27 protein-coding genes and 1 pseudogene are annotated in these 26,398 nt (G+C 45.5%); 14 read left to right on the plus strand and 14 right to left on the minus strand.

Translation table 11 applies throughout. From position 1 onward, the window contains the following. The coding region (locus tag AC5SXE_RS03595; RefSeq protein WP_493916656.1) for a DMT family transporter at nucleotides 1-509 on the minus strand (509 nt) is incomplete at its 3' end. A 412-nt stretch (nucleotides 510-921) separates the two neighbouring features. On the opposite strand from AC5SXE_RS03595, the gene AC5SXE_RS03600 reads away from it, so the two are divergent. After that, nucleotides 922-2,730, plus strand: a complete 1,809-nt coding sequence (locus AC5SXE_RS03600) for a hypothetical protein (protein WP_310847301.1) — start codon at nucleotides 922-924, stop codon at nucleotides 2,728-2,730. Nucleotides 2,731-2,819: 89 nt separating this feature from the next. Here the strand turns inward: AC5SXE_RS03600 and AC5SXE_RS03605 are convergent, their stop codons facing one another. The 4 genes and pseudogenes from AC5SXE_RS03605 to AC5SXE_RS03620 all read right to left on the minus strand — a co-directional run bounded on the left by AC5SXE_RS03605 (nucleotide 2,820) and on the right by AC5SXE_RS03620 (nucleotide 5,881). Continuing rightward, the gene (locus AC5SXE_RS03605; RefSeq protein ID WP_323720589.1) at nucleotides 2,820-3,830 is read right to left on the minus strand and encodes a M42 family metallopeptidase; all 1,011 of its coding nucleotides are present in this window, start codon (nucleotides 3,828-3,830) and stop codon (nucleotides 2,820-2,822) included. Next, nucleotides 3,827-4,618: a M42 family metallopeptidase gene (locus AC5SXE_RS03610; RefSeq protein WP_493916657.1), complete on the minus strand. Its 792-nt coding sequence runs from the start codon at nucleotides 4,616-4,618 to the stop codon at nucleotides 3,827-3,829. The genes AC5SXE_RS03605 and AC5SXE_RS03610 overlap by 4 nt, the downstream gene beginning before the upstream one ends. 61 nt (nucleotides 4,619-4,679) lie before the next feature. Continuing rightward, a pseudogene (locus AC5SXE_RS03615) lies at nucleotides 4,680-4,877 on the minus strand (M42 family metallopeptidase); the annotation flags it as partial. Beyond that, entirely contained in the window at nucleotides 4,874-5,881 is a 1,008-nt protein-coding gene (locus AC5SXE_RS03620) for a M20/M25/M40 family metallo-hydrolase (protein ID WP_310847305.1), read from the minus strand. The pseudogene AC5SXE_RS03615 and the gene AC5SXE_RS03620, both read right to left, overlap by 4 nt. Before the next feature lie 98 nt (nucleotides 5,882-5,979). On the opposite strand from AC5SXE_RS03620, the gene AC5SXE_RS03625 reads away from it, so the two are divergent. Further along, complete coding sequence (locus AC5SXE_RS03625; protein WP_310847307.1) at nucleotides 5,980-6,942, plus strand: DUF8155 domain-containing protein; 963 nt, start codon at nucleotides 5,980-5,982, stop codon at nucleotides 6,940-6,942. On the opposite strand, the gene lipS2 is transcribed toward AC5SXE_RS03625, so the two are convergent. The 4 genes from lipS2 to lplB are packed head-to-tail and all read right to left on the minus strand — an operon-like array spanning nucleotide 6,905 to nucleotide 9,827. Continuing rightward, nucleotides 6,905-7,888, minus strand: a complete 984-nt coding sequence (lipS2, locus tag AC5SXE_RS03630) for a LipS2 family lipoyl synthase (RefSeq protein ID WP_310847308.1) — start codon at nucleotides 7,886-7,888, stop codon at nucleotides 6,905-6,907. The genes AC5SXE_RS03625 and lipS2 overlap by 38 nt on opposite strands. A 2-nt stretch (nucleotides 7,889-7,890) precedes the next feature. Beyond that, the gene (lipS1, locus tag AC5SXE_RS03635) at nucleotides 7,891-8,793 is read right to left on the minus strand and encodes a LipS1 family lipoyl synthase (protein ID WP_310847309.1); all 903 of its coding nucleotides are present in this window, start codon (nucleotides 8,791-8,793) and stop codon (nucleotides 7,891-7,893) included. Continuing rightward, nucleotides 8,790-9,548: a lipoate--protein ligase family protein gene (locus AC5SXE_RS03640; protein WP_323720590.1), complete on the minus strand. Its 759-nt coding sequence runs from the start codon at nucleotides 9,546-9,548 to the stop codon at nucleotides 8,790-8,792. The genes lipS1 and AC5SXE_RS03640 overlap by 4 nt, the downstream gene beginning before the upstream one ends. A 3-nt stretch (nucleotides 9,549-9,551) precedes the next feature. After that, on the minus strand, nucleotides 9,552-9,827 hold the full coding sequence (lplB, locus tag AC5SXE_RS03645; RefSeq protein ID WP_310847312.1) for a lipoate-protein ligase small subunit: 276 nt from the start codon (nucleotides 9,825-9,827) through the stop codon (nucleotides 9,552-9,554). A 355-nt stretch (nucleotides 9,828-10,182) separates the two neighbouring features. Here lplB and AC5SXE_RS03650 point away from each other — a divergent pair, with 355 nt between their 5' ends. After that, nucleotides 10,183-10,602 (plus strand): MarR family winged helix-turn-helix transcriptional regulator, encoded by a 420-nt coding sequence (locus AC5SXE_RS03650; RefSeq protein WP_310847450.1) that lies wholly within the window; start codon nucleotides 10,183-10,185, stop codon nucleotides 10,600-10,602. 2 nt (nucleotides 10,603-10,604) lie between these two features. On the opposite strand, the gene nudC is transcribed toward AC5SXE_RS03650, so the two are convergent. Beyond that, entirely contained in the window at nucleotides 10,605-11,390 is a 786-nt protein-coding gene (nudC, locus tag AC5SXE_RS03655) for an NAD(+) diphosphatase (protein ID WP_310847313.1), read from the minus strand. Nucleotides 11,391-11,585: 195 nt separating this feature from the next. Here nudC and AC5SXE_RS03660 point away from each other — a divergent pair, with 195 nt between their 5' ends. Next, nucleotides 11,586-11,777, plus strand: a complete 192-nt coding sequence (locus AC5SXE_RS03660; protein ID WP_310847314.1) for a type II toxin-antitoxin system HicB family antitoxin — start codon at nucleotides 11,586-11,588, stop codon at nucleotides 11,775-11,777. 308 nt (nucleotides 11,778-12,085) lie between these two features. Here the strand turns inward: AC5SXE_RS03660 and AC5SXE_RS03665 are convergent, their stop codons facing one another. After that, nucleotides 12,086-12,613: a macro domain-containing protein gene (locus AC5SXE_RS03665; RefSeq protein WP_323720591.1), complete on the minus strand. Its 528-nt coding sequence runs from the start codon at nucleotides 12,611-12,613 to the stop codon at nucleotides 12,086-12,088. A gap of 402 nt (nucleotides 12,614-13,015) precedes the next feature. On the opposite strand from AC5SXE_RS03665, the gene AC5SXE_RS03670 reads away from it, so the two are divergent. The 9 genes from AC5SXE_RS03670 (at nucleotide 13,016) to AC5SXE_RS03710 (ending at nucleotide 22,303) form a co-directional block, all read left to right on the plus strand. Next, on the plus strand, nucleotides 13,016-14,005 hold the full coding sequence (locus AC5SXE_RS03670) for a TAXI family TRAP transporter solute-binding subunit (protein ID WP_323720592.1): 990 nt from the start codon (nucleotides 13,016-13,018) through the stop codon (nucleotides 14,003-14,005). A 104-nt stretch (nucleotides 14,006-14,109) separates the two neighbouring features. Further along, nucleotides 14,110-15,996, plus strand: coding sequence for a TRAP transporter permease (locus tag AC5SXE_RS03675; protein WP_310847318.1), 1,887 nt, complete (start codon nucleotides 14,110-14,112; stop codon nucleotides 15,994-15,996). Nucleotides 15,997-16,319: 323 nt separating this feature from the next. After that, the gene (locus AC5SXE_RS03680) at nucleotides 16,320-16,976 is read left to right on the plus strand and encodes a GntR family transcriptional regulator (RefSeq protein ID WP_323720593.1); all 657 of its coding nucleotides are present in this window, start codon (nucleotides 16,320-16,322) and stop codon (nucleotides 16,974-16,976) included. A 47-nt stretch (nucleotides 16,977-17,023) separates the two neighbouring features. Further along, complete coding sequence (locus AC5SXE_RS03685; protein ID WP_323720594.1) at nucleotides 17,024-17,977, plus strand: tripartite tricarboxylate transporter substrate binding protein; 954 nt, start codon at nucleotides 17,024-17,026, stop codon at nucleotides 17,975-17,977. Nucleotides 17,978-18,091: 114 nt separating this feature from the next. Next, nucleotides 18,092-18,514, plus strand: coding sequence for a tripartite tricarboxylate transporter TctB family protein (locus tag AC5SXE_RS03690; protein ID WP_323720595.1), 423 nt, complete (start codon nucleotides 18,092-18,094; stop codon nucleotides 18,512-18,514). Nucleotides 18,515-18,535: 21 nt separating this feature from the next. Then, the gene (locus AC5SXE_RS03695; RefSeq protein ID WP_493916658.1) at nucleotides 18,536-20,050 is read left to right on the plus strand and encodes a tripartite tricarboxylate transporter permease; all 1,515 of its coding nucleotides are present in this window, start codon (nucleotides 18,536-18,538) and stop codon (nucleotides 20,048-20,050) included. Beyond that, on the plus strand, nucleotides 20,050-20,895 hold the full coding sequence (gene panB / locus AC5SXE_RS03700) for a 3-methyl-2-oxobutanoate hydroxymethyltransferase (protein ID WP_303881026.1): 846 nt from the start codon (nucleotides 20,050-20,052) through the stop codon (nucleotides 20,893-20,895). Before AC5SXE_RS03695 ends, panB begins: the two co-directional genes overlap by 1 nt. Before the next feature lie 16 nt (nucleotides 20,896-20,911). After that, the gene (locus AC5SXE_RS03705; protein WP_493916659.1) at nucleotides 20,912-21,847 is read left to right on the plus strand and encodes a phosphoglycerate dehydrogenase; all 936 of its coding nucleotides are present in this window, start codon (nucleotides 20,912-20,914) and stop codon (nucleotides 21,845-21,847) included. Nucleotides 21,848-21,976: 129 nt separating this feature from the next. Next, a complete protein-coding gene (locus tag AC5SXE_RS03710; RefSeq protein ID WP_493916660.1) occupies nucleotides 21,977-22,303 on the plus strand; it encodes a hypothetical protein in 327 nt (108 codons plus the stop codon). Nucleotides 22,304-22,521: 218 nt separating this feature from the next. On the opposite strand, the gene AC5SXE_RS03715 is transcribed toward AC5SXE_RS03710, so the two are convergent. Genes AC5SXE_RS03715 through AC5SXE_RS03725 form a run of 3 tightly spaced genes read right to left on the minus strand, consistent with a single transcriptional unit; the run spans nucleotide 22,522 to nucleotide 26,056 of the window. Beyond that, nucleotides 22,522-23,544 (minus strand): ornithine cyclodeaminase family protein, encoded by a 1,023-nt coding sequence (locus AC5SXE_RS03715; protein WP_323720600.1) that lies wholly within the window; start codon nucleotides 23,542-23,544, stop codon nucleotides 22,522-22,524. 19 nt (nucleotides 23,545-23,563) lie between these two features. Next, nucleotides 23,564-24,919 (minus strand): sodium/glutamate symporter, encoded by a 1,356-nt coding sequence (locus tag AC5SXE_RS03720; RefSeq protein WP_323720601.1) that lies wholly within the window; start codon nucleotides 24,917-24,919, stop codon nucleotides 23,564-23,566. A 39-nt stretch (nucleotides 24,920-24,958) separates the two neighbouring features. Beyond that, on the minus strand, nucleotides 24,959-26,056 hold the full coding sequence (locus AC5SXE_RS03725; RefSeq protein WP_323720602.1) for an NAD/NADP-dependent octopine/nopaline dehydrogenase family protein: 1,098 nt from the start codon (nucleotides 26,054-26,056) through the stop codon (nucleotides 24,959-24,961). Between the two features lie 62 nt (nucleotides 26,057-26,118). Between AC5SXE_RS03725 and AC5SXE_RS03730 the strand changes: the two genes are divergently transcribed. After that, the coding region (locus AC5SXE_RS03730; RefSeq protein ID WP_493916661.1) for a hypothetical protein at nucleotides 26,119-26,398 on the plus strand (280 nt) is incomplete at its 3' end.

Raw genomic sequence — 26,398 nt, forward strand, 5'->3', positions numbered from 1 at the left:
TAAGACGTATATGATAAAGCCCCGAGACCGGCCAGCAAGACTCCTTTGATGCTGACTGAAATCGCAGTTTTTCCGGAAAGAAATACGAGGCCCGTGAAAGACACTCCTATCGCAAGAATGAGAGTTATTGAGAGATATTCTTTATTAATATAAGAAGAACCAACAGAAACCAAGGCGGGATAAGAATAAAAAATAAGGGCAGCCATGGACGCCGGGATGTATTTAAAACTCGAAAAATAACTAAAACTTGTGAGGGTAAAGAGGACACCGCCAAGTATGAATAATTGAAAAAGGTTCTTCCTGCCCACCATCAGCGCAGCTTTCCCCCTCCGTAAATAAAGCAGGCAGAAAAGAGCAACAGATGCAATAGTAAAACGCACCAAGTGAAAAGACATAACGCTGACATCTTTCTTATAGGCAAACACGGCAAGGATAGGGATAAATCCGTATAAGAAAGCGGACAAAAGGACAAAAAAAGCACCCTTATAGCGACTGGTCACGTCCTTCATCGACAGTAAACCCTCTTTACTTTTCCGGGAATAAGGTCTTAACAGCTATGTTAGGCTCATTAAGCCTGCACAGGACCTTGCATCCCATAAGTATAATGCATTCAGCTATTATCAGGGACTTTAATTTTCTCACAGAAAGTTGCGCTGAACTTGTACTCGCGGATATGCCCACTTGTTTCACCCTTTCAGCAAGGCCATGTTCACCTAATGATGAAAATATTATATAACGGATTTGATCATTAAAGGATGAACTTACAGTCACTGTTCTACAGGAAGCACTCGAATTTTAACGAATATAGCCCCCAAAACATGGCGCGATCGTTGATCGTAAATAATACTGATGTGTCATTGTCACATGTTATAATATCTTAGTAATAGATTAATAATAATTCATTCAAGGGGGGATTGAGCCATGAAATCGGTTAAAAAAGCAGCCCTTCTCCTTTTCTTAATAGCTGTCTCGATGTTATTTGTTAATTCCGCCTTCGCTGCCATGGGTGAAATACAAAGTTTTACTTTCAAAGGCACCGAAACGGACCTTCTGGGGATGAAAGAGACCTTGAAACCGGACGGCAAACCTGATGCACATTTCATCGTTTCCATTAAAGGCGCCGGAGCTGTAACGGGGGTAGAGCTTAAAGCTTTAGGAACGGATAGGGCATGGGACACAATTCCCGGCAACGAGAAATGGGGAATGATCGTACAAGACGGCAAGGGGGAAGATCTTACGACAGCCGCGGGGTCCTTTTCGACCAAACCATTTCTCGCTTTAATTACCCTTCATCTCTATGTTGCCGACGACGGTACCGCCTTTTCGGAAACACGGGAATATGAGGTCACCGTTTCATTCATGGACGGGAGCACCGCAACGGCGAAGACAACCGTTCCTGGAATGCCCGACATTTTTAAACGCGAGGAAGTTGAAAAGGCCGAATTGCCTGCAGGTGAAGAATTATCGGCAGTCTTGATGGGGATTGGAGACAAAGATGTCGTAGGTAAGTCAGAAAAGATCCGTGGCGACGGCGTACGAGACGCCCACTTTAAGGTACGGTTTAACGCCATATCCGTAGTTGAAGAAATTTCGATAAGAAACGTGGACGGCACATCTTCGGCCTGGGATACCGTCCCTGGCAACGGCATATGGGCCATAGCGGTGTACACCGATGGAAAGCTGCGAAACAGGGAGGATGGAAGCGTAAAATTTGCCGTTGAGGGGGATACGACACTGGACCTTTGGGTCGCCGACAATGGCTCCATTGCAGCGGGCGCCACGCGATATGAAGTAATCGTCAAGTTCAACGACGGCACGGTCTTGCGCAAGGTCGCCGAACGTCAAGAAGTTGCCAAGCCAGTCCCGGACAAGGGGATCCTTTCTGCAGTGCTGATTGAGCCCTCAAAGGGAGACCTGACCTCAAGAAGCGAGGCCCTGAAGGGCGATGGAAAGCCCGACTGGAAGATCGCCCTTGAACTGGTAGCCGATGGAAAGATCATCAACTTCATCGTCCGCGGCGATGACGGAGCCTCGGAATGGGATACGATACCGGGAAACGGGAAATGGCTCGTTGCAGTGACGGACTCTTCCGGGAACGTCTTAAACGAAAGCAACGGTTCAGTTTCTTTGAGTGTGTCTGGGAAAAAGGACTTCAACCTGTGGCTCACCGATAACGGCACCATCACTGAGGGCGACGTGAAATATAAAGTCCTCGTGGTAATGAGCGACGGAAGTATCCTGGAAAAAGAGGTAATCCGCGCCGTTGAAGGAAAAGGGGCCCCAAAGACTAAAGCGCCTCCCGGTGCTGCTCAGGTTTCAGACAAAATTCGGGCTACTTATCTTGGCAAGGGTCCGATGAACTACCTGAAAAAAGGCGAGGTTTCATCGCTTCTTGCCACGCCCGATGCGAACCCCGACGCCCACGTGCTGCTCAAGCTCATTAATACCAAGGGGACCATAGAAAGCATAACCATCAAGGCAAAGGACAGCAAAAGCGGAACTTGGGATACCATTCCGGGAAACGACATATGGAATATAGTAGTGACCCGCGCGGCATCTGGAGGGATGCTGTCCGATACGGACGGGTCCTTCAATATGGAGGTCGAAGGAGACACGGAACTGCACCTTTGGCTGGCTGACAACGGAAATTTCGGCGCCGCACCCGAGAAGTTCGATGTTATCATCGCCTTTGAAGACGGGCGCTTGCTGAAAAACACCATAAAAAAGTAACCGCACAATCTATACAAATGGGTCGCTATGTATGAGCGACCCATTTTTTAGTTTACGTTAAATAACCAAACAAGTCTGCTTTTAAGGCATTAAAATTCTAGTTCCAAGTTGACGAAGCTCGCCAGCAATTTTACCGCGCCTTCCACATCGTCTAGGCATACGGTTTCGCTTGGCGAATGGACGTATCTGGTAGGTATAGAAAGCGTCGCCGAAGGGATGCCTTCCTTGGTCCTTTGAAGGACTGCGGCATTTGTGCCTCCAAAAGTCAAAACTTCCTTTTGGTAAGACACGCCTGATTTTTGTGCAGCCTGCTCTAACATCTCGACGACCTTCCTGTGGCTTATCGAGGCTCGATCCTTGATCTTTATGGCAGGGCCCTTGCCCAAAGCCATAGCATGCCTTTTAAGCCCCTTCGGATGGTCGGCCGAATCGGTAACGTCTACGGCGACGCAAAGTTGAGGAGAAAAATCGTAAGCAGCCACTGACGCTCCGACAAGTCCGATTTCTTCCTGAACGGAAAAAGACCCTATTACCGTGTGTTTCGGGTCTTTTAAATTTTTTAAGACTTCGACTAAAGCGGCACAACCGATCCTGTCGTCCATGGATTTGGAAACAAGATACTTGCCGTTTCTGTGAAAGTAAGAATCGTAAACGCCAAAGGTGCCTATGGGGACCAAACTTTCCGCTTCCTTTCGGTCGTGAGCGCCGATGTCCACGAAAAGGTGGTCGAAGGTCAGGTTCGATAAATTTTTCTTTTGCTCATCCGGTGTTTCGCCCTCATAGTAAACCACTCCTGTAGCTTTGGGGAATTTAACCCTGTGGCCCACGTAGGTATAGGGAGAAACTCCGCCAACCGGTTCTACCCTCAGGAAACCTTTATCGTCGATGTTTGTAACCACAAGTCCGATTTCATCTATATGGGCGTCAAGCAGCACCTTTTTGTCGCTTTTGCCTTTTTTCCAGACCAGCAAATTGCCCAAGGGGTCAAATCTATGGCCATCTATGTGGCCTTCGAGGTGTTTTAAAACAACTTTTTGAACTTCCTCTTCCCTGCCGCTTGGACCGTAACTTTCGGTTAGCTCTTTGATTAAATCTATCATCTTGCAAAACCCTCTCCTTCTTCCAAGATTTTGCTCACCAGCAAGACTGTATTTTCAAAATCACCCATGTCGATCACAGATAGTGGACTGTGAATGTATCGGGCCGGAAGGGAAATCACTCCGGCAGGCACTCCCCCGCCAGTTTTGGCGAGGCGCGCCGCGTCGGTACCCCCCGCAGTCCTTCTTTTCGGCTGGTGTTTGATATCGTATTTTTGAGCGACACTTAGGATGGATTCGTAAATTTTTTTATTTACCACGTATCCCCTGTGCATGAAGGTGATGGCCGGGCCGTCTCCCAAATGAGTCGCCCACTGATGTTCAGGAAGCCCAGGATCGTCTCCAGCGGTCGTTCCCTCAATCACCAAGGCCAGATCGGGTTGAAGTTGTTCAAATAACACCGCACTTCCCCTAAGGCCTGTTTCTTCCTGAACCAAAAAGGCAATATAAAGGTCGTCCTCGAAGCGCTCATTTTTATCTATTATCTCCATAAGCACTGCGCATCCTGCCCTATCGTCGAAGGCCTTGCTGGTTGCCCTGGAGTTTTCACACCTGAAGTCCGTCGCAAAGGAGACGTAGTCCCCGATCTCTACCTTTTGGGTGGCTTCGTCCTTTGAACTTGCGCCGATATATATGCGGAGATTTTCGTATTTGGGTGACGCCAGCCTCTCGTCTTTCTTTTGAAGATGTATGGCCTTGTAGCCGATGACGCCAGGTATCTCCCCCTTTATCCTGACGTGTTTTCCCACCACTACGCGCGGATCGACGCCTCCCACGGGAGCAAAGGACAAAGTCCCGTCGTCTTCGACAGTTTGTCACCATGAAGCCCACTTCGTCCATGTGTGCGGCCAAAAGGAATTTCCTCTTTGATTTCGTTCCCTTTTTAAAGGCAATCAAGTTGCCCAGTACGTCCACCTTTACGCTGTCGACCTTGCCTTCTATTTTTTCTTTTATAAAATCCCTGACGCGCCCCTCGTCTCCAGAGACGCCGTCAAGTTCGGTCAATTCCTTCAAGTACATCGCCTTCACCCCTTTCCTCGCACGCCTCATATGGTACTTGCCAAGGCAAGAAGTCTTGCCGTTTCTTCTATGTCACGGGGGTCTGTTACTTCAACGGGCGTGTGCATGTACATTAGAGGTATGGAAACAAGAGCCGTTTTGATGCCAGACCTCGTAATTTGTACTTCGTCCGTGTCCGTGCCGGACCTTCCCGGCGTGGGTTCAAGCTGTATTTTCACGCCGTTACGCTTCGCCACGTCGGAAAGGGCCTTGTAAAATTCCCTGTTTATTACGGGCCCAACGGCTAAGGCGGGACCCTCAGAAATCTTTATTTGGGGAAGTTGGGGCACCCTTTCGTTTCCGTGGGTCACGTCTACCACTATGGCTTCATCCAGCCCAAGTTCGTAAGCCACGGAAACCGCCCCGGGACCCGCGATCTCCTCCTGGCTTGAAAATATGAAGTAAACGTCCGCCCTGTTTTTGATCGTCTCAAGCTCCTGGGCGGCCAAGATCAAGGCGGCACAACCTGCCCTGTCGTCCAGGGCTTTGCCGGAGACTTTGCTTCCAAGCTCAGTACATTCTCCTTCGATTACGCAAATATCTCCCACGCTCACATGTTCTCCCAAGGATGAACATGAAACATCTACGAAAATATCATCGAAGCTGGGGACTTTCCCCCTTTGGTCCTCCTTCTGAAGGTGCGGGGGAAGAAAGCCCACGACGCCGGTGGCGACACCTCGCTTCGTAAATATTTTTATCCGCTGTGACAAAACTACCTTGGGATCGATGCCGCCTATGGGCTCAAGCCTTATAAAGCTTCTTTCTTCGACTTTGGCGACGACAAAACCTATCTCGTCAACGTGTGCAAATATCCCGAGTTTCTTTGTGCCCTCGCCGCGCTTCAGGGCTATTAAGGTATTAAGCCTGCTGGTTTTTAAAACGTCTGCGTAAGGTTTTATTTTTTCTTCGATAACCTTTAGCGCTTCATCTTCGTACCCCGAGGGCCCGTCCACGCCTGAAAGTTCCTTTAATAAAGAAACCGTCTCCAATGACATCACCCCTTTAAATAAGCTTAACAGATTCTGCTTTATCTTTGAACAGGCTCATATCAAGTATAATCAGTATCAGCTACAAAAGGGGGATGTGAGAGCAGTTGATAAAAATTGCTGCCTCCTGTGGGATAAAAATCTGCGCTCCGCGTCAAAGTAGGGTGTCTTTTTTCAACAGTCCTTACCTGGCGCATTTCGAGCATCGAGCTATTGATATTTACCCTCTTTCTTCAAAAGCGCCTTCTCCAGTAGAGGGTAGGGTTAGATATATTTATGAATTTTCGGCTCCGAAGACGAAGCAATTTCAGATGCCTACGAAAGAATATCTGATCGCCATCGAAACACCGATCAGTTCCGAGTATCTCGTTCGCATACTTCACGTTAAACCCGGCGTCATGGTAGGCGATTACGTAAATGTGGATGAACCGCTCGGTGAAATGATAAGAAACGGCCACTTTGACACCTGGACGGATCGTCATTTGCACGTGGAAATAAGGCCACACGACGATCTGCTCAGGGCAAGAGGAGGCCTTCCGATTCGCGTCGTCCTCGATGGAAAATCGAATGACGCGGAGTCAACGTCAGAAAAGGCACGGTGTAGTAAGCTTGCCTGCGACGAAGGCCTAAAACTTTCTGCATTTATGGGGAAGGTTGTAGCCTTAAAACCACGATCCGTCTTGGTAGAAGGTCCAAAAGCATGTATCGGACCCTTTGTCGGCATACCGGTCTTCGTCGGTGAGGGGCTGGGAATTTTAGACGGTGGTGTACCGCATTACGGCTTTGGCGGGGTATTGTCGCTTAATGCAGTGAACATTGGCGACCCAGTGTTTCTTGGCGACGTAAAGATAGGACGCGTAGTCGAAAGTTTCGCAGATGGCTTCTCCATGTTCGAGGCCGAGCCATTTACGATCAGATTGGAAGATTTTTCCATGAAGGGCATTTCAAGCTACATAAGCTTGAATGGCGCCTACAGGTGGAAGTTCATCCCCCAAGCCGGCGAGAATATGAACCTTGATGGCGAGGTGTCGGTCAATATCGAACCTCAAGGCCAAGCTCGCCCTTTATAGATTTCATTTCGTCTTCCGTGAGCTTTCGGGGGAAGTTATATATTGGACCGCGTGGTGACTCGTTATAAAAAGGCCTGTTACACCCGGGACACCCCGAAGTCATGAAGGGCGCGCCGCTGCTTACCGCAAGTTCTAATGTATTTTCGTCCACGCCAAAGCTGATTACCCTGCCATTTTCGAACTTCATCTTTTCTGCCCTGCTAAAGCCCTTTGCGATCAAGTAACGGGCAAGCTGAATCCGCCTGTAAGCGGATATATCGGGGCTGGAGTTTTTGGCCAAAGGCGTCCCCTTTATTGGCGTAAATGCAAAAAGCCCCACGGTAATTTCGCGGTCCTGCAAAAACTGAATTGTCCTTATCATTTCTTCTTCGCTTTCGCCCAGGCCCGCTACCAGGTGGGTGGTCGCTTTGCCAACTATCTTTTTTACTTCCTCGAGGGCGCGCAGATGAGTCCGCCAGGAATAAAACGAATTCGCACCCTTGCCCTTTATGGCTTCAAAAAGTTCGGGCGTCGCCGCATCGAGGGCAACCCCGATGCGTTCTGCCCCGGCATCTGCCAGGCGCTTTATATCTTGACTCGAGAGGGGATGGCAGGCAAGGGATATAGGAAGGTCGCACGCTCCCTTTATCCTTGAAACTATTTCCAATAAGTCTTCTACGATCCCTGCGTAATTAACTGTCTGAACGCAGATCCTTTTAAAGCCGTGATCGCGCGTTCTTAGCGATTCGATGACGCCCTCAAGCTCGAGCTTTGGCCACTCCACCCTCGAAAGCATCTTTTGGTCGGAAGAACTTTCCCTCGCCTGGGGGCAAAACTTGCAATTGGCCAAACACTTTCCCTCAAAATAAGTGAGAAGATGAGCCGTAGTCGGAGCAACTTCAAGTTTGGCTTTGCAAAAACCCAAAAGGACTCCCGTTCCGAGGGCTACTCTTATATACTTAACCATTTTTATCCTCCAAACCTGAGCGGCACCGCACAACATCCTTCAACGCTTTGCACGATCATACCAAGGTTTTTTGCGCGTTTGAGCGTTTCCTGCCTTGGCATCACGATCCCGTCAACGCCGGCATTAAGGGCCGCAATTTCATACTCGAGGAGCCGCGGTCGCATGCAGCCAAGCATTATGGGAATATCGGGCCTTTTAAGCCGGGCGGCAGAAATGAGCTTTCCGGCTTCTTCTGCTGCAGGGGGGCGAACCTTCTCAAAGGCGGTACCTGCCGTTGGCACGAGCACTAGAAACACCAGCGCGCTTATCCTTCTTGAGCTTGCTATTTCAAGCGCCCTTTCTTCGCCCAATAATTTGCCACCGTGCAAGCCTATCGTGATGTGAGGCACGACGCATGAAACAGATTCTACTAAAGCATCCAGCGAACGCTCATAATCTTCGACCCTTTTTTCGATCCCTATTACCTCTTTTATGGATTCGTCAGCTCCTATGAGGTCAAAGGATACCACGTCTATGCCTGCCTTCCCGAGATCGCGGGCAAGCGCCGTCGGCACCAAACCGCAGTGAACGTTAATCGCTAAATTTGTTTCACGCTTGATGCGCGCTAAAGGGTCAATGAACCCTTCCAGGGGCACCCACCCGCTACTGTTATAACCGCCGCTTACGAGGACGCCTTTAAAGCCTTTTTCGTCAAAGACTAGACATTTTCGGTAAAGCTCATCTGGGGTGGGACAAGAAACCATGTGCTTTAAATATTGACGCCCGCAATGCTTGCAGTTCATCGCGCAAGCTTTCCCGGTTATTGAAACCGAAGGAAACTTGGGATAAGGATAGTAAGCGTAGAAGTTTTCGCTGCGCTCGAATTTTTTAAAAAACGCGTCTTTCGCCTGCATGGTACCACTCATCTCTTCATTAACCACTCAGAAGAGGCGTATTTTTCTTTCAGCTCTTCGGCCAAGCTAATTTCTTCGGAAGACAACTCTCCTTCTTCGAAACTAATGCCAAAGGACTCCTCAAAGCCGAGCCGCATCGCTTCTTTTACCTCTTCAAAGCTCGGTTTTTCGCCAAGCTCCCGTTTTATGGACGTTACCCGCTCGTAAGCGGAAGAGATGAACTTATCCGTGATTTTTTCAGGGCTTACCCTTAAAAGCTCAAACATGAGCCTTATGTCAGGATCTATGAGTATGGTGCCGTGCTGCAATAGGCATCTCCATTTTCTGGTCTGCGCGCTTCCTGAGATTTTTTTGCTTCCTACCGAGATATCGTTTAGAGGGCTAAAGCATGCGTCAAGGCCAAGACGTTTGAAGCCTCTTATGAGCCCTTCGCAGATTGCCTCGAAGGACTTTTCGATATCCCTTGGGACGTCATTTTGCCCACAAACGACGCTGTAGGTAAGCTCACCGTCATGGTCGTGAAACACGGCTCCTCCACCAGTGATGCGCCTTACAACTGCCACCCCGCGTTTTTTAGCTACCTCGAGGTCAACTTCGCGATTAAGGCTTTGGAAATACCCCAAAGAAACGCTCGAAGGACGCCACCTCCAAAACCTCAAAGTATTGGGCGACTTGCCATCGGCCTTTAACCTTAAAATGGCCTCGTCTATGGCCATGCTGTAAAAGGGTTCGTCCACTCTCAAGGGAAGCAATCTCCAGCTTTTCATATCTTATCCCCTCAAAGATCTCATTATCGCTTCAACGAAGTGTTTTGGTTCGATCATGGGCGTTTCGACCTTCGTCTCAGAGTAAAATTTCTCCAACGCCTCCAGCAAACTTTCCCTATCGGCCCTTACGCCGACGAGTCTTCCTTCAAGCTCGTCAAGCGCCTCTTCAGGATACATAAAAAAATCCCCGCTTATCCGAATTTCCGATATGCTATCTCCGTCTAACTTTAAAGAAACCTTTATGATCCCCTTTGGGGCCTTGAATTCTGCGTAGGGCATTTTATGGTAACCTTCTTGTAATATTTTTATTCGCCTTAAACGAAATTCATTATAACATTTACCTCGAACCGGTTTCTAACATTTTAAGTTCTAGCCCATACAGATCTGAAGTGTGAAACGAGGAAAACGCATCTTCCCTTCCAGGTTGGGTTGCGTTTTTCGAAAAAGGCTGCCACGCCTTCTTTTGCGTCTTCAGAAGTACAAAGCTTTGCAAATACTTCGTTGACCGATGTTGGACTTGACCTTTGAGGTGCGGTTTTGCCGCTTTCTTGTTGACAATGGAAACTATTGTTTATAAAATTTGTTTAATATAGTAAACAATATTTTTTATACAGGAGGAAAGAATGTGAATGGAATGATATTTGAGATTTATAATTTAATCCAAGAATTGTCGTGGTGTTTCGGAAGTCAAGGACTTGGCGGTAAATATTGCGGAGATTTATCATTTATTGAATTTATAGCATTGAAAAAATTGTGTGAACACGATGATATCACAGTACAAGAAATGGCGAAAAAATTGAACATCACGAAAAGTGGAACAAGTAAAATCATAGATCGGTTGGAAAACAAAGGTTATGTTTTAAGAGAACCTTCACCGGCAGATGGTCGGGTTTGCTACATAAGGATAACCGATAAAGGTGTCAATAAGGTTTCAAAAATCATCAAACGTTACACCAATTATGTAAGTGAAATGCTTAAAGACCTAGACCCTGTTGCCATAGATAACATCAAGAAAGTTTTGGAACTTTTAGTAATTTTAGCAAACAAATCTTAGGGTCAGATGCCGAATCGCCTGAAATGATCTATGAGCTTGCGCGATATGCTGATGCCTGACGGAATATCGGGCAATTCGTCGGGGGCAAACCACCGGGCATCAAGGATTTCCTTGCCGTCCGGCTTTATTTCACCCGAAGCCCACTGAGCGGTAAAGCCAACCATGATCGTATGAGGAAATGGCCACGGTTGGCTTCCGAAGTAACGGATGTTTTTTACTTCTACGGAAACCTCTTCCTTCACTTCTCGCCTGACCGCATCCTCAAAGCTTTCCCCTGGCTCGACAAACCCCGCAATTACGCTGTATCGGTCGGGGGGAAAGTTGGCGTTTCTCGCAAGAAGTATTTTGCCTTCCCTTTCAACTGCCACTATAATGGCAGGCGTCACGGGAGGATAAAAGATTGCCCCACAGGAGGGACAAATTTTTCCGTTATCAAATTGTGAAGGCTCCAGCCTGCCACCACAGGCCATGCAAAATAAATGATGACCGTACCACTTCATCAACTGAAATGCCCTTGCAGCTTTATAAAAGACTCCTTCGCCTAAAACCGATCCTACTTCGCGCAATCCCATGGTAATTATTCCTTCGGGAAGCACCGCATCAACAGAGATTTCTCCCCAAAATTCCTTCGGATCATCATTTTTATCGCGATCCCCTATAGAGACGACTCCTTTTTTGGTTAATTTATCGGAAAGGGCTTCGAGATCGCAAGCCGTTGGAAGCCTCATCTGCGAGGCATGACACAACAGCAATTCGTTACCCTTAAATATGTACCAAATTTCTTGCACTGCATTTCCTCCTCGCAGGAACTACCTCCCTTAATCATTACATTATATTTTATAACAAAATTTTGGAAATCCTGATTAAACTTTTTAAGATGCCCGAAATTAGCTTGGTTGTTATAATATGGTCAGTGAAGCTGCCTATGTCTAAGTAATTTTCACTATTGCATGATAAAAGTGATAAAGTGAGGCTGACAATTAATGAAGCAAAAATTTATATATTGGCAGGATGGCAATATGTGGGTCGGCTATTTCGAAGAGTTCCCCTATTACTGGGCTCAAGGAGAAACGCTGGAAGAACTTAAAGCAAATTCGAAGGATCTTTGGAGGGATTTGGTAAGCGGAAATATCCCTAACGTTCAATGCTCAAAAATTAGCCCATCTGCTCTCTAAGAAATCAAATATGTGCAACCGAATGGCCTCGCGAAAGTTTACCAGAACTCCTCCTCTGGTTGGGTTTCGCCTTGAGAAAAAACAACCTCGCTATTAGCGGAAACAAAGCAACTATCTTCATCTCGTTCTATTACCACTCTACCATTACAGCGAAACTATAACTTCTCGTAATGCTAGTTTCTTATGCTCACTTAGTAAATCCCGAATCGTTAATAATGTCATTTCCTATACATTCCGCTCCAAAACAATAACTCTCGAAGGCCTATATAGCAAAGAAGCCTGATGTTAAGCCGCTTATTCTAAATAGCTTATAAACTTTCCAGCACCTTTTCGTGTACCTTGTGGTCAAAGTCACTGTGAAGCACAAATCGAATGTGCTTTACATGCTTGAGCGTAGGGATGACTTCTTTGACCGTTTTTAGGGCAACTTCTGCCGCTTCTTCGACCGGATAACCAAATATGCCCGTGGAAATGGCCGGAAAGGCAATGGAATCTATTTGATGCTCATCTGCCAATTTTAATGCATTTCGGTAGCAATCTGCCAAAAGCTTGTCTTCCGGTTTGTCTATTCCGTAACGAGGCCCGAGACAGTGAATCACGTATTTATTTGGAAGGTTATGTCCTCCCGTAATTACCGCCTGTCCCGGTTTTATTGGCGCAAGTGGGCGGCATTCCTCTTCAAGGCCGGGCCCTGCGGCCCTGTGAATGGCGCCTGCCACTCCTCCACCCATCCTTAACCAGGCATTGGCAGCATTGACGATGGCTGTTACGTCGGGTTGTTTCACTATATCCCCTTTTACGCACTCGATCGTCACACCGGATATTTCCTTTTTCATTGTCTTAACCTCCTTCAGAAATGGCATATTTTGCGCTTAAAAGACCCCTGTTATGCCTTCCGCGATTTCCTCTTCAATATATAAGAAGGTATTTTAGAAACTTTAAGCGCTCCTTCCCTTTTATTCACAGACAATAATATTATAACAGCTGTCTTTTTTGAGGCTAAAATACGTCCTGAGAATCGACCTTCCTTTGGTCAAGTTTGTAATTTTTGTAACATAGAAACCTATATCAGGACGATCAGTCCCGGCTCTTGCCACCTAAAATTTTCCACATTGGTTGAAATAAAGCCAAAAAAACATTCTTGACATAGTTTCTTAAGCCTTGTAAAGTTAACCGGGGATCAGGTGTGACTTTTGTCTTCATAAATTAATCTTTAAAAACAGTAAGGAGGGTTTATCTTGAAAAGAAGCTTCATTGTGTCACTTGCGTTGATCTGCGTGTTTTTCACTTCTGTCGGTTTTGCCGATACGCCTTCCCAGCTTCGCTTTATGGCTGGACCTCCAGGCGGAAACTGGTTTGCTTTGGGCGGCGCCCTCGCTGACCTCTGGACTCAGACGGTTATCCCCACTACGAGCATAAGCGGCGGTGCTATTGCCAACATTATCAATGCAGATAAGGGAAAGGGCGATCTTGGTTTTTCCAACACTTCTATGGTTGCCGTTGCTCAAAAAGGTGGCATGCCTCCCTTCGAAACTCCCGTTGAGAACGCAACTATACTGGCAAACCTCTATACTCAGTACACTTATTTTATTGCCCGCAAAGATTTTGTGGAGAAACATAACATTAAGTCCCTCGACGATTTGGTTGCTCGTAAGATACCAACTCGTTTTGCAACACTGAAGACCGGAACTGGCTCCGAGTTCATGGTCAATGCCGTTTTCAAGTCCGGCTTTGGACTTGACTATCGTAAAGCTCTGAAAGAATGGGGTGGCTCTGTAGAATACGCTTCCTACTCCGACGGTGCAGACCTGATTGCCGATAACCATCTTGACATCTTTGCCTTCTCTGTGGGCAAAGTTGCCTCCATTGTAATGCAAATTGAAAGCCAGACAGACGTAGTCATCCTAGGAATGGAACAGGAAACCCTCGATAAGATTGGTGTTGATTACGGCACAGTAACCTTCACAGTAGATCCTGGCATTTACAAGTCTGTCAAAGATGAACCCGTAAAGGTAGTTGGAGATTATACCTGCATAGTGGTGCGCAATGACTTGGACGAAGACCTTGTATATAACCTATGTAAGGCAATGCATGAAAATCAAGATACTCTTGCCAAGGCCGTTGTTGACATGAAGGAATTAGATCCGGCCGCGGCAATTCCGGGTGATCCCATTAAGAGTCACGCTGGAGCTGTTAAATACTGGACAGAAGCCGCTTCTAAGAAGTAACTTGTTGAGCGGTTGAACTTTCATACTGCTCGAAAAAAGATTAAGGGCGGGCTTCTGAGCCTGCCCTTTGCTTTGCGATTTTTGTCAAGGAGGTGTTTCGTCTTATGAGAAAACTTGAAGGCGCTGTAGCAAAGGTTTTCTATGTCTATGTCCTTGCTCTGGGCTTATTTCACCTTTACACGGCTGTTTTTGGATCCTTTGAAGCATATTTACAGCGAGCAATCCACCTAACATGGGTGTTGCCAATGGCATTCATTCTTTACCCCTTTGCCTCTTCGAAGGAAAGAGAAGTCCCCGAGACCAAAGTTCCTTGGTACGATTGGATACTTGCCGTAGCTTCTGCGGCACCGGGAATATACATCATAATGAACTACGATCAGATAATGATGCGGATCCAGGGCGTGGATGATGTCACAATGATTCAGATGGTACTTGGTGCCATGCTTATCCTGTTGCTTTTAGAAGCTACTCGACGCGTCGTAGGGCTGCCTCTTGTAATTGTAGCGTTAGCTTTTGTCATTTACACATACGTGTGCGATACTAGCCTGCTTCCTGCCGTTCTCAGGGGTATTCCAACAGAATTCGATAGACTTATCGAAGGAATGTACCTTACAGACGAAGGTATTTTTTCAACATCTTTAGGTGTATCTGCAACCTTCGTCATGATATTTTTAATTTTCGGCAGTTTCTTGGAAAAAAGTGGCATTGGAGAATATTTTATGGAGTTCGCTCAAGCCTTTACCGGAACCGCGGCCGGGGGACCTGCCAAAATTGCAGTAGTAAGTTCTTCGCTATTTGGGTCTATTTCAGGATCCGCTGTTGCTAATGTTTATGGAACCGGCTCCTTTACCATTCCCTTAATGAAGCGCATTGGTTATAAGCCTCACTTTGCCGGAGCTGTAGAAGCAGTTGCCAGTGCAGGAGGGCAGCTCATGCCGCCAATAATGGGAGCGGGAGCTTTTGTCATGGCTGCTCTTTTAGGGGTTCCTTTTAAAGTAATAATGATAGCTGCTGTGCTCCCTTCTCTATTCTATTATGGCGCCGTTCTCTTAATGACTCATCTAGTCGCCCTCAGAGATGATCTAAAAGGACTTCCACCGGATGAACTTCCATCTAAAAAGACCGTTCTTAAACGACTGTACTTGATGTCGCCCATTGCCCTGCTCGTTTTTATGCTGCTAGCCGGATACACACCTATGTATGGAGCTATTGCAGGAATTGTTTTATCTTGGAGCATGTCGCTCTTTGATCCTAAACATAGAATGGGGCCAAAGAAAGTAATTGAGGCTATCCATGACGGAGCCAGAAGTATTCCCATTATTTGCCTAGCTTGTGCCTCTGCCGGATTAGTTGTTGGGTCCGTTGCTCTTTCAGGTGTTGGTTTCAAATTTGTAAGCGCTGTGCTTAGCATAGCCCACGGCATCCCCTTATTAGCACTGCTTTTAATCGCTATCGTTTCACTTATCCTTGGCATGGGGTTGCCAACAACCAGCGCCTACATTCTCGCCGCTGCTTTGGGTGTGCCTGCCCTTGTAAAAATAGGATTTAACCCGCTAGCTTCACACCTTTTTGTTTTTTACTACGCCATAGTGTCAAATATTACACCGCCAGTTGCACTGGCTGCCTATGCTGCTGCATCTATTGCAGGTTCAGATCCCAACAAAACAGGTTTCACGGCCTGTAGGCTTGGCGTCTTAGCATTCATCGTGCCCTTTGCATTTTGCTATGACCTAGGACTTATCTTTCAAGGAACTCCAATACAAATTTTATTCTCTATTTTGAGCGGCATCGGAGCTCTCGCCGGCATTGCCTTTGCCATGACAGGCTATGCACGAGCTCCTCTGTCTCCATGGCATCGAATAGCTTTTGCCGTTGCTGGCTTTGCAGCATTTTACCACCGACCTTTAGTTACCGTAATATGTGTAATGTCCGTTCTTGTCCTATTTATGACATCTGGGACTAAGGTGATGTCCAGTGTTAAGGCCGGATAGGGTCTTAACACTAGTGAAACCATTAAGGTCTGTAGAAATAGAAAAAGCGATATCCTGCGTGATGGGGCCTTCCTTTCGATAGCATAAAGGAAGGCCCCTATTGTAACTGCTCTCTTTAAAATGACCCCCGTTATGCGCCCCTTTTATCTTCTTGGAGGCACTTTTTTAATCTTGAACTATTGAACGAAGGATACAGGCTTCGGTTTTAATCTAGGTTTTAGCAGGTTTTAGATGAGACAATTTTGAGCACTTGACTTTTCTTATTTACTTATTATAATCATTGTTGGTCGACAGTAGACCACCAAGCATATGGAGGGATTCTTGTGAATCAAGAAGCAAAGGTTGTTTTACCAGAAAACCTGAATCACTATATTGCGGATTACCTACGCCGCAAGATTTTTTGTGGTGATTCGTACAGAAAGGGGGACCAGATAGTCGAACGTGATATAGCAGAAGAGTTGAATGTAAGCAGATCTCCTGTGCGAGAAGCACTTAAAGAGCTTGAACATCAAGGTATTGTTGTAGCGAAGCCACGAGTAGGTTGGTTCGTAGCGAAGCATACAGAAAAAGAACTGAGAGAAATTATGGAAGTTCGCACAATGCTTGAATTGAGAGTGTTTGAAGATTTGATTACGGGAGATAGGCTTGACAAGGAAGATTTCGCGCTTTTGGATGGGCATATGAAAAAAGAAAAAAGGATGATTGCCGAAAAGGATTCATGGCTTAGAACTGTTGGATTTGCAGATTTGGATATGGAATTTCACATGTTTTTGCTTGAGAAAACAGATTTTTCCCTTATTAAAAATATTCTACGTTCCCTCTATTATCAAATTCGACTCTCGCTTCTCAATAATATGTGTAGCGATGACCAAGTCGAACTCTTTCACAGACGTCACGTTATTATTCTCGATGGTCTCAAAAATAAGGATTTCTCAAAAATAGAAAAGGTTTTATCAATAAGGCGGCAGTGGTACAAATAGTTTTAACCTTACATGTCGCTAATATACTAAGCTCTGGAGGGAGATAATTGAAAAAGATATTTGTAATGTCATTGGTAGCTTTAGTGATAGTGTTTTGTTCAACTGTTTTTCCAGCAGAGGCCAAATATCCAGAAAGCGCGGTAAGTTTTATCGTTGCATACTCTCCTGGAGGCGGCACTGACATTTCTGCCCGAAATCTCAAACCTTACGTGGACAAGTATTTGGGTGGAACCCTCGCTATAGTCAATAAGCCGGGTGGCAACGGAGAAATAGGTTTTTCGACAATAGCCCGTGCTAAACCAGACGGATATACAGTAGGCATGATTAATATCCCCGTGTTCTTCATTAACATTTACACTCGAAAGACAAGTTATGTCTATGAAGATTTTGAGATGATTGCCCCCGCTGGTGGTAGTGAGCACTGTATTGGTGTAAATGCAAACTCTGAAATTAAAACCCTAGATGACCTTATTTCCATGGCCAAAGAGAACCCTGGTGTTCTTACAATAGGATCTAGTGGACAGTTTTCTGATGACTATCTTGCAGCTCTGCTCTTTATGAAGGAAGTCGGCATCAGCCTAAACCATGTTCCCTTTAAGGGAGCAGGCCCTGCCCGTACTGCCGTTTTAGGAAACCACGTCAAACTCATTGCCTTCAATGTTGATGAAGCCATTCCATTCGTACAGTCAGGTCAGATTCGTCTTCTTGGAATAATGGCTGAAAAGCGCCACGAGCAGCTGCCCGAAGTTCCGACCTTCAAAGAGCAAGGTTACGGGGTTATCTCCAGTTCAAGCAGGGCAATCGTCGCCCCCAAGGGATTAGATCCCGAGATCCTCACTACTTTGCGTGAAGCCTTTAAAAAAGCTCTTACCGACGAAGATTACTTGAAAACTGTTAAAAATATGGGGCAAACCTTTGAATACATAGACCCCGATGCTTACGCTAAAGAGCTGGCAGAAGAGAGCGAAGTCATCCGCCAACTTCTTGAAAGGGCAGATTAGCAATAGGGTATCAATATTCAAAAGTGTAAATTACCCGAACATATGATGGTGTCTAAAAAATGCGAAGCTCTGTAATTACAAAAATTGAATTTAAAAATATAAGAAGAGTTTGTCATGTCTTTCAATTTTGATGTTCTGCTTGCGATGTTTTTTGCCGGCACCTCAATTGCATTATACGTTCACACACTTGGATTTCCAGAAGTATCAGCATATTTTCCACAACGGATCCTTATATTCATTCTCGTACTTTCAGTTTTGTGGGGAATAGAATCCTGGCGTAAAAAAGAAGGAGCATCTGTTACCCTCTCGATCAAGCCAGTGATCATATTTGTTTTATCGGCAATATATTTAGCTATAATCCCCAGGCTAGGATATGTGGTATCTACTTTTATTTACACAAGCGCAAGCATGGCAGTGTTAGGAGTGCGGCGAATTACAACAATTGCCGCAATATCAGTAGGGGCATCTGCGGTCATATTTATACTTTTTGCATATGTTTTAGGGGTGCCCCTACCCCGTTTCCCTTTCTCTCTTTAGTGGTTATGGAGGAATATTAATATGGGTATAAATCTTCTTCAAAATATAGCTCTAGGTGTTGTTAGCTTTTTTAGCTTAACAAACTTGTTTCTTATAGGTATCGGTACCTTTTGCGGCATCATCATAGGTGCAATGCCGGGATTGTCTACCACAATGGGCATAGCCCTTTTTGTTCCCTTTACATTTTCTTTGTCTCCTATAGCAGGTCTCGCCATGTTAGGTGGCTTATATAATGGGTCTGTTTATGGAGGATCTATTTCTGCCATACTTTTGAGAACCCCTGGCACAGCTGCATCTTGCGCAACTGTATTTGACGGATATCCTATGACGCAAAAAGGACAGGGAGCAAAAGCGCTAGGGATAGCTCTTGTTTCTTCCTTTATTGGTGGCATCTTAGGCGCAGTGATCCTTCTCTCTCTCGCTCCACCTCTAGCATCCTTTGCTCTGTCCTTTGGACCTCCAGAATATTTTATGGTAGCCGTTCTTGGCCTTACAATCATAATCTCTCTTTCCGATGATAAAAGCCTCATTAAAGGCTTCCTCGCCGGTGCTTTTGGGTTATTAATTGCAACGGTGGGTTTTGACACAATAGAAGGTTTCCCAAGATTTACTTTTGGCAATGTTGGTCTCTATGATGGCGTTTCTCTTGTTCCGGCGCTTATTGGATTATTCTCTTTCTCTCAGGCTCTACGGCTTTGCCTTAAGCCGGATAGTAGAAATGCTGTTCCTGCAAAATCGAACCTTATAGGAAACGCGCTTCCTTCATGGACGGAACTCCATTCGATTCGCAAGACTCTTTTGCGCTCGTCTATCATTGGAACTATTGTTGGAATTCTTCCTGGAGCAGGGGCTGATATTGCCTCTTTTGTAAGTTATAGTGAAGCAAAGCGAAAATCTGATCGTCCAGAAACTTTCGGAACAGGTATTATCGAAGGGGTTGCTGCATCTGAAGCAAGCAATAATGCCGTTGTTGGCGGATCCCTTGTGCCTCTTCTGACTCTTGGTATTCCGGGAAACTCGGCTTCCGCAGTACTTCTTGGCGGGCTCCTCATCCATGGTCTCAACCCTGGTCCCATGCTCTTTACCGGGAGGCCGGATGTTGTCTATGGATTTATAATGAGCCTCCTTGTCGCTAACGTCATCATGTTTGTCATGGGGCTGGCTGGACTCAAAATCTTTCCTCAGGTTTTGCGTGTTCCTAATAAAATTTTAGTACCTCTCATAATCGTGTTCAGCGTTGCAGGTTCATACGCTATCCAGAATAGCTTTATGGATGTCTCGCTCATGCTGGTCTTCGGAGTGATAGGTGTCGTTCTAGAGCATTTTAATTTTCCCCTCGCCCCGATTGTACTGGGAATTATACTTGGCCCGATTGCAGAAGACGCCCTATGGCAGTCGTTAATTATTTCAAATGGAAGCTACGCGATCTTCTTCACTAGACCCATCTCTCTCGTACTTTTTGTTCTTAGTGTGGCTTCAATTCTCTATGCTCTTTTTAACAAATATAAACAACAACTATTAAGGAGGAATGCATAATGAAACGCAAGGGAGTTCCGTACCTCTACGAAAAAAAAGCAAAGGGAGAAAAAATGCCTCGTACCGCTCTTTACGATTATCCGATGGCATGCATCGCCGAAGAGGCTGGCATTGATATTATAAACGTGGGTGACTCCATATCCATGATTACCTTTGGAAATGAAGATACTCTTGGGGCAAAGCTTGATATAATGATTGAGCATGCGATTGCTGTCCGCAAGGGAGCTCCCACCGCTTTTATCATGGGGGACATGCCTTTTGGAAGCTACCAAGTTTCTGGGGAAGAGGCTGTTAGAAATGCTATTCGGTACCTCAAAGAGGCAGGAACGGATAGCGTAAAGATCGAGGGCGGTGCAGAGATAGTTCCACTCATTCGCCGTCTTACTGAGGCATCTATTCCGGTCGTTGCTCATACGGGACTCACTCCCCAGTCCATAAATATGCTTGGAGGATATAAAACCCAAGGAAGAGATGCCGAAGCAGCCTACCAACTCATCAAGAACGTAATTGAATTTGAAAAGGCAGGAGCGGTAGCCGTCGTCGTAGAGTCTGTTCCCCAAGAAGTGGCCAGAATTATATATGAAAAGCTCTCTATCCCATTCTTAGGAACCGGAGCTGGCCCTTACAGCGACTCTCCCATGATCAACCTTTATGACCTTCTTGGCTTTTTTGAAAGGACGCCACGTTTTGCTAAACGGTACGCGAACCTTAAAGAAATAGCCGTGGCAGCTGCCAAAACCTTCGTTAGCGAAGTCCGCAAACAGATATATCCAGGGCCTGAACACTGCTACAACATGCACGAAGGCGAATATGATAAACTCGTATCCCTTTGCCAGGATCTTTAACGGTGGAGGCGGTATTATGAATTTTGCAGTATTAGATGTGGATCGAAGGCCAGAAGTTATGGCTATTCTGAGACTCCTTAATGAGTGGGGCACCGTTAGATATTTTTCACCAGATGAGGAAGAGGCCTTTATAGCATGGCTTCCCGAAGTGGACGTTCTCCTAATACGCCTCTATAAGGTAGATGAAACACTGCTTTTGAAGGGTAGAAAGTTAAAAGCTATCATTAAAGCCGGAGTGGGAGTGGACCATATTGATGTAGAAGCCGCAACCAAAATGGGAATCAAAGTGATTATTTCTCCAGGCAACCATATCTCAGTGGCAGAATCGGCTGTGTTGCTCATGTTGGCCTTATCGCGTCACCTTATAACACTGAATAAGAACGTACATGCAGCGGAGCACATGCACGCTTTGGGCACAGAAATGTATGGCAAGATTCTAGGTCTCGTGGGATTTGGACGTATTGGCCGTCATGTAGCTCGAATTGCAAAGGGACTAGGTATGAAAATCAACGTTTATGACCCTTACATAGATTCATCAAAAATTAATGAGATAGGCATAACTTGTATAGACTTCAAGAACATGCTTAAATACTCCGATTACATCAGCATTCACTGTCCTCTAACCGCTGGAACACGCCACCTTTTCAGTACAGAAGCCTTTAAACTTATGAAGCCATCAGCCTTTATTATAAACACTGCCCGCGGTGCGATTATCGATGAAGTGGCTCTCTACCAGGCCTTAAAGAATTGTGAGATTGCTGGAGCTGGGCTCGATGTCTTTGAGCAGGAACCGTTGCAGGCGGATAATCCATTGCTTGAACTGGACAATGTTATAGCTACACCTCACAGACTCATTCAGACCAAAGAAAGCATTATGCGCCAGACTCAAAGCATGGTTGATTCTGCCATATTGCTCGCTAGAGGAGAGCCGGCACCAAACGCAATAAACTAACAATACTAAGTTTTGAAACATGCGATTGTATCAAAAGAGCACAAAGGAGAACTGCTTTAAAATGGTTCTCCTTTTTTAATGATGAATCACAACTAGTTAAACTTCCGTATCGCACTTCTCTCCCCTTCAATGCCACTTCTTTGTCTTCCTCTTCCCAATTTTCCCTACATATGTCTCCAAAGGGATGATTTCGCTGCCGTTCGATATAAGGTAGCCCTTAACCCGCAGGATTCCGTCGAAGGCATGCAAGGCCCCGGCAATCAAAAACCAAGCTCGCTTGGGCACAGGATAGTATTTTGGGTTGACTTCAATAATACTCCCAAGAACCCAAAGGATGACCAGCGATTTGATGGGTATATGATGACATCGATAAAAGATGCCATTGCAGGGGTAACATGGTGGAATGGCATTCCCTTTGGATTCTACGCCTATAATAAGACTGCTCCTTTAATATAAACAACCAATATGCAAGCTGCTCCAAAGTGTGATAAGTAATAAATAATGGGGGCGGCTATATTTTTTCTCTACCCAGAATTATGAGAAATTGAAAAACAATAGGCGAGATAAGCCGTTCTTTCAAGTCAGGGTATTTATCTATGTTATGACTAAAGGCTGTGTCGATGCCCGCGCAATGCAAACTCTACGGGAATCGACACAGCCTAATATTTGGCGTTTTATTCCCAATAAGCCACTTTGGTGCCAACGCCTTGCGCCAAAGCTTTTTTATACGCTCGCGTTACCACGGCAATATCCTCTATGCCCATGCCAACAGCATTAAAGTAAATTATTTCATCGTCGCTCTCGCGCCCTGGCTTTTTGCCGTTTATAATTTCTCCAATGTGAGCCGTAATGTCTTCGTCTTTTATTAACCCTTCGTGGTACATAAGCGCAACCGTACTAATCTTGCGATGTTTAATGTTCTCCCAATTATCTACTACAATTTTGTCTGCTATTTTCACGCAATCATAGTTAAACTCATAATCTGCCATGTTTATCATCAACGTGCCCGGTTTGATCCAGCTTGCTTCCACTATGGGTTCCGTAGCCGTCGTGACTGTGACGATAATTTCGCTCTTACTGCAATATTGTTCCGGTTCTTTGATGGGCGTCACGGTGATTCCATATTTTTTGCTCATTTCTTCCGCAAACTCTTGAGCTTTTTCAAAGAATGCGTCGTTAATGTAAACGTTTTTAATCGTCGGTCTGGCCAGCAATATTGCCTCTAACTGCGTTCGCCCTTGAGCTCCGGCCCCAAATATCGTTATGTTGGAAGCGTTTGAAACCGATAGGTATTTCGCTGCAACACCGCCTATAGCACCTGTACGTTTGGCACTGACCGTCGTGCCATCGGATACGGCAACAGGGATTTTTGTAACAGGATCGTTTAAAACGACCAGGACAGTTGCCCTGGGCAGCCCCAGTTTATAGTTTTGAGGGTTGCTGCCAATCCATTTTATGCCGGCCATATCGTATTCCCCGCCAATGTATCCGGGCATTGCATTAATCCTTCCGTATTTATTTTCGTCCTCTACGGTCTCGCCCCAAGATAGCACTGCTTTGTTTGGACTTATCGCCTTGCCCTCATCTAATAACGAAAGCACCCTTTCCATGTCATGCATTACTTCACTCATGTTATCGGCAGCCAAAGCATTAACTTGTTTGTTGCTCAGAAAAAGAATTTCAAGTTTACCTGACATTACTTACACCATCTCCTCTTTATCCTTGTTTATGAATGGGCGAAGCACCGGGATTCCACCATTTGAAAATGCGGGCGGCCAACAACAAAACTATGAAGCCGCCGATGCAAATCCAAGTAAAAAGTCCTGCCATGCCACTGCATATCATAATGGGAGGGAAAGCGGTCAAAGCAATGACAATTGGGCGGTTTGCCACTAATGCCATGGCTGCGTCTTCTAAAGTTCGAGACTTGAACTCAGGATCTACCACACGGAGAAGCAATATACCAGTCGTGACGACACCGTTTGCGGCTCCCCAAACAAAAATGTTTCTTTCAAAGGAATTTTCTCGAGCCATATTCATACCAAAACGCATGAACCAAAACCAGTTCAACAAGAACCCAAATACAAAGAGAATTGTCAAAGGAACGGCATACTTTACAACCACGGAAAATTTAATCGATTCCATTCCGGCTACTATCAGAAAATCGGTAGCGACCCCGCTAATGCGGTTAACGGTACTGCGATCCACATATTCATGAGCGCCAGTTGCGCGGAGAATCAGCTGCACTACGTACGCAACTATCAAGGCAGAAGCGAATTCAGGAATCCTAAGATTGGGGTTTATGATTCCTAACCAATTAGAAATGTAATAGCCTAAAACAGAGGGTATGAGGATTATACCAACATGAAAAGTTATAGGATCTATGGAAATTGATGAAACAGTTGTTTTACCGTACGGTTTTTGATTTGGCTTTGGAATGATGCCAGTCCTAAGCTCTTGAGGTAACTCAGAAGGTGTAGTTATGAAATTTGTTATCTTTTTGCGAGTAGCCCAATTGATTAAAGAAACTCCGCCAATTATACCCCCTATAATCCCGACTGTTGCAGACGTCATGCCCAACGCTAAAGCTTCGTCCCAGCAACCAAGCGATTCAAATGCCGATCCAACGGCAGCCGCCGTGCCATGACCACCATAAAACCCGGTTGCTAACATTAACCCAAAACCAGGGTGCAATTTCCAAACGAGCCCCAATATATACAAGGAAATTGCCATGCCAAGACCGTATTGCGCTAAGGCTATTCCGGTTAAATTGCTAAACATCTCGCCAATACCACGTCCTGACTTCTTCCAATTTACGGGCTCATCTCCAATAGGCATAGAAGCAAAAACTAAAATAATCAAGATGCTTGCATAGGTACCTACGGAGTTTGAGAATGGCAATATGTGGATACCATTGGGACCTAAAACCCATGCTAAAGCGCCGGCAATAAGAGCAGCCGGTAAAAGTAAACTTTGGAACAATTTTATTTTTGCCCTTAAGTACTGACCGAGAACCAAAAGACCACCCATTAATGCAAAATCAACAAATACAGACCATGCTGTGAACTTCATGCTTGCACCTCCTAAATAAGATAATTATGTTTGCTGTTTTTATTTGCCTCTACAACTTACGCCGTGTTGGAGATATTCATGCAATTCTTTCTTCGACATTCCCTTTAATCCCAGCTTCTCTAAAGTTCTGCCTTCGTCCCAAAAGTTATGCGATAAAGCAGCACAGGCTAAATCCACAACAGCACGACAAGTTGGTGTATCAATGCCAGCAAGCTCGCCCAAAGATGTGAGCGGGATCAATCCGGTAGGTACGTCTTCAAGTAAATAGCGCACTTTGAGCGATGTGGGGGCCTTGATCCCTTGATACGCGGGATTATTAATCAATGCAGAACGTAAAGTTGTTTCATTCACACCGTATGCAGATTGCAACCACTCCAAAGCCGAGGAAATCGGAACGTCTAGCGCCCTCGCAATGGCACACCGCTCTTCATCGACTTTTTCTAACGCTGTAGTAACCGCAGGCGTCATTCCGTCCCTGTAAAATTCAAACGTTTCCCCGCTTTCAATTCTTCCTGTATTTAGCAAAACGGTTGTTGGATGAAAGACAGCTCCAATATTCATTAGGCTCGTGTAAAGAACCGACGGGACGGGTTTAAATTGTGGGAAGTATTTATTTAATTCGCTTAAGACAATTGTCGTATTATCGGCTGGAAACGCGGCTACAGCCACTTCTTTTTTAATGCCATTAATTCTAACTCCTGTGGGCCCTTCAATGCGACAAGCATAAAGGAGCGTTTGAGTTTCGGCAACATGGACCTTTGCTTCACAGTTCGCACTTTTTATCACGTGTGAAAATTCAAGAGCTCCTCCGGTCCGCCCCGGATTCAAAACGACGATGTGGTCATCTTTAAGATAGGGAGTAACGGCTCGCGCTATAGGAGCATGCGCGAAGGCCGGAACAACTACTAAAATGAGACGTGCGTCCGATATAGCTTCAAAGTTGTCATCACATACTTCAACTTTTCCCTCTCCATTAACTACCCCGGTAACATTGATAGTTCCTGATCTTTTAATGGCCTCTAACTCTTGTGGAAAACTGCTCAAAAGCCTTACCTGAGCGCCTTTTAAGCTCAAGTGCCCAGCAAAAGCCCGAGCTCCGTTACCACCACCAATTACTGCAACTGACATTCTAGTCATCATAATACCTCCTTATCATTTTGCAAGAGTTAAACTGAAAAGAATGCTCTATAGTTTTCAGCATGCTCGCAATTTTCCAGATCCAATTTGTCTCCGCAATCTGCCATGTTAAAGACAAGAGATCAGGTCCGATTTTACACCACAGCCACCTTGTTCCACAATACGATCCCGCCATTGCAAAGGTTCAAACTAGCTTTGAGTACCTATTCGTATTTGATACCAACCTTGGGAAATACCTCGAAAATAATATCACAAATTCAAAAGTATCGGCAATATTTCGAAATTGTCCAACAAAACCCAGGGCCTACCATTCATTTAGTGGTTTTGTAATGGTAGACCCCA

The sequence above is a fragment of the Acetomicrobium sp. genome, from assembly GCF_059026225.1.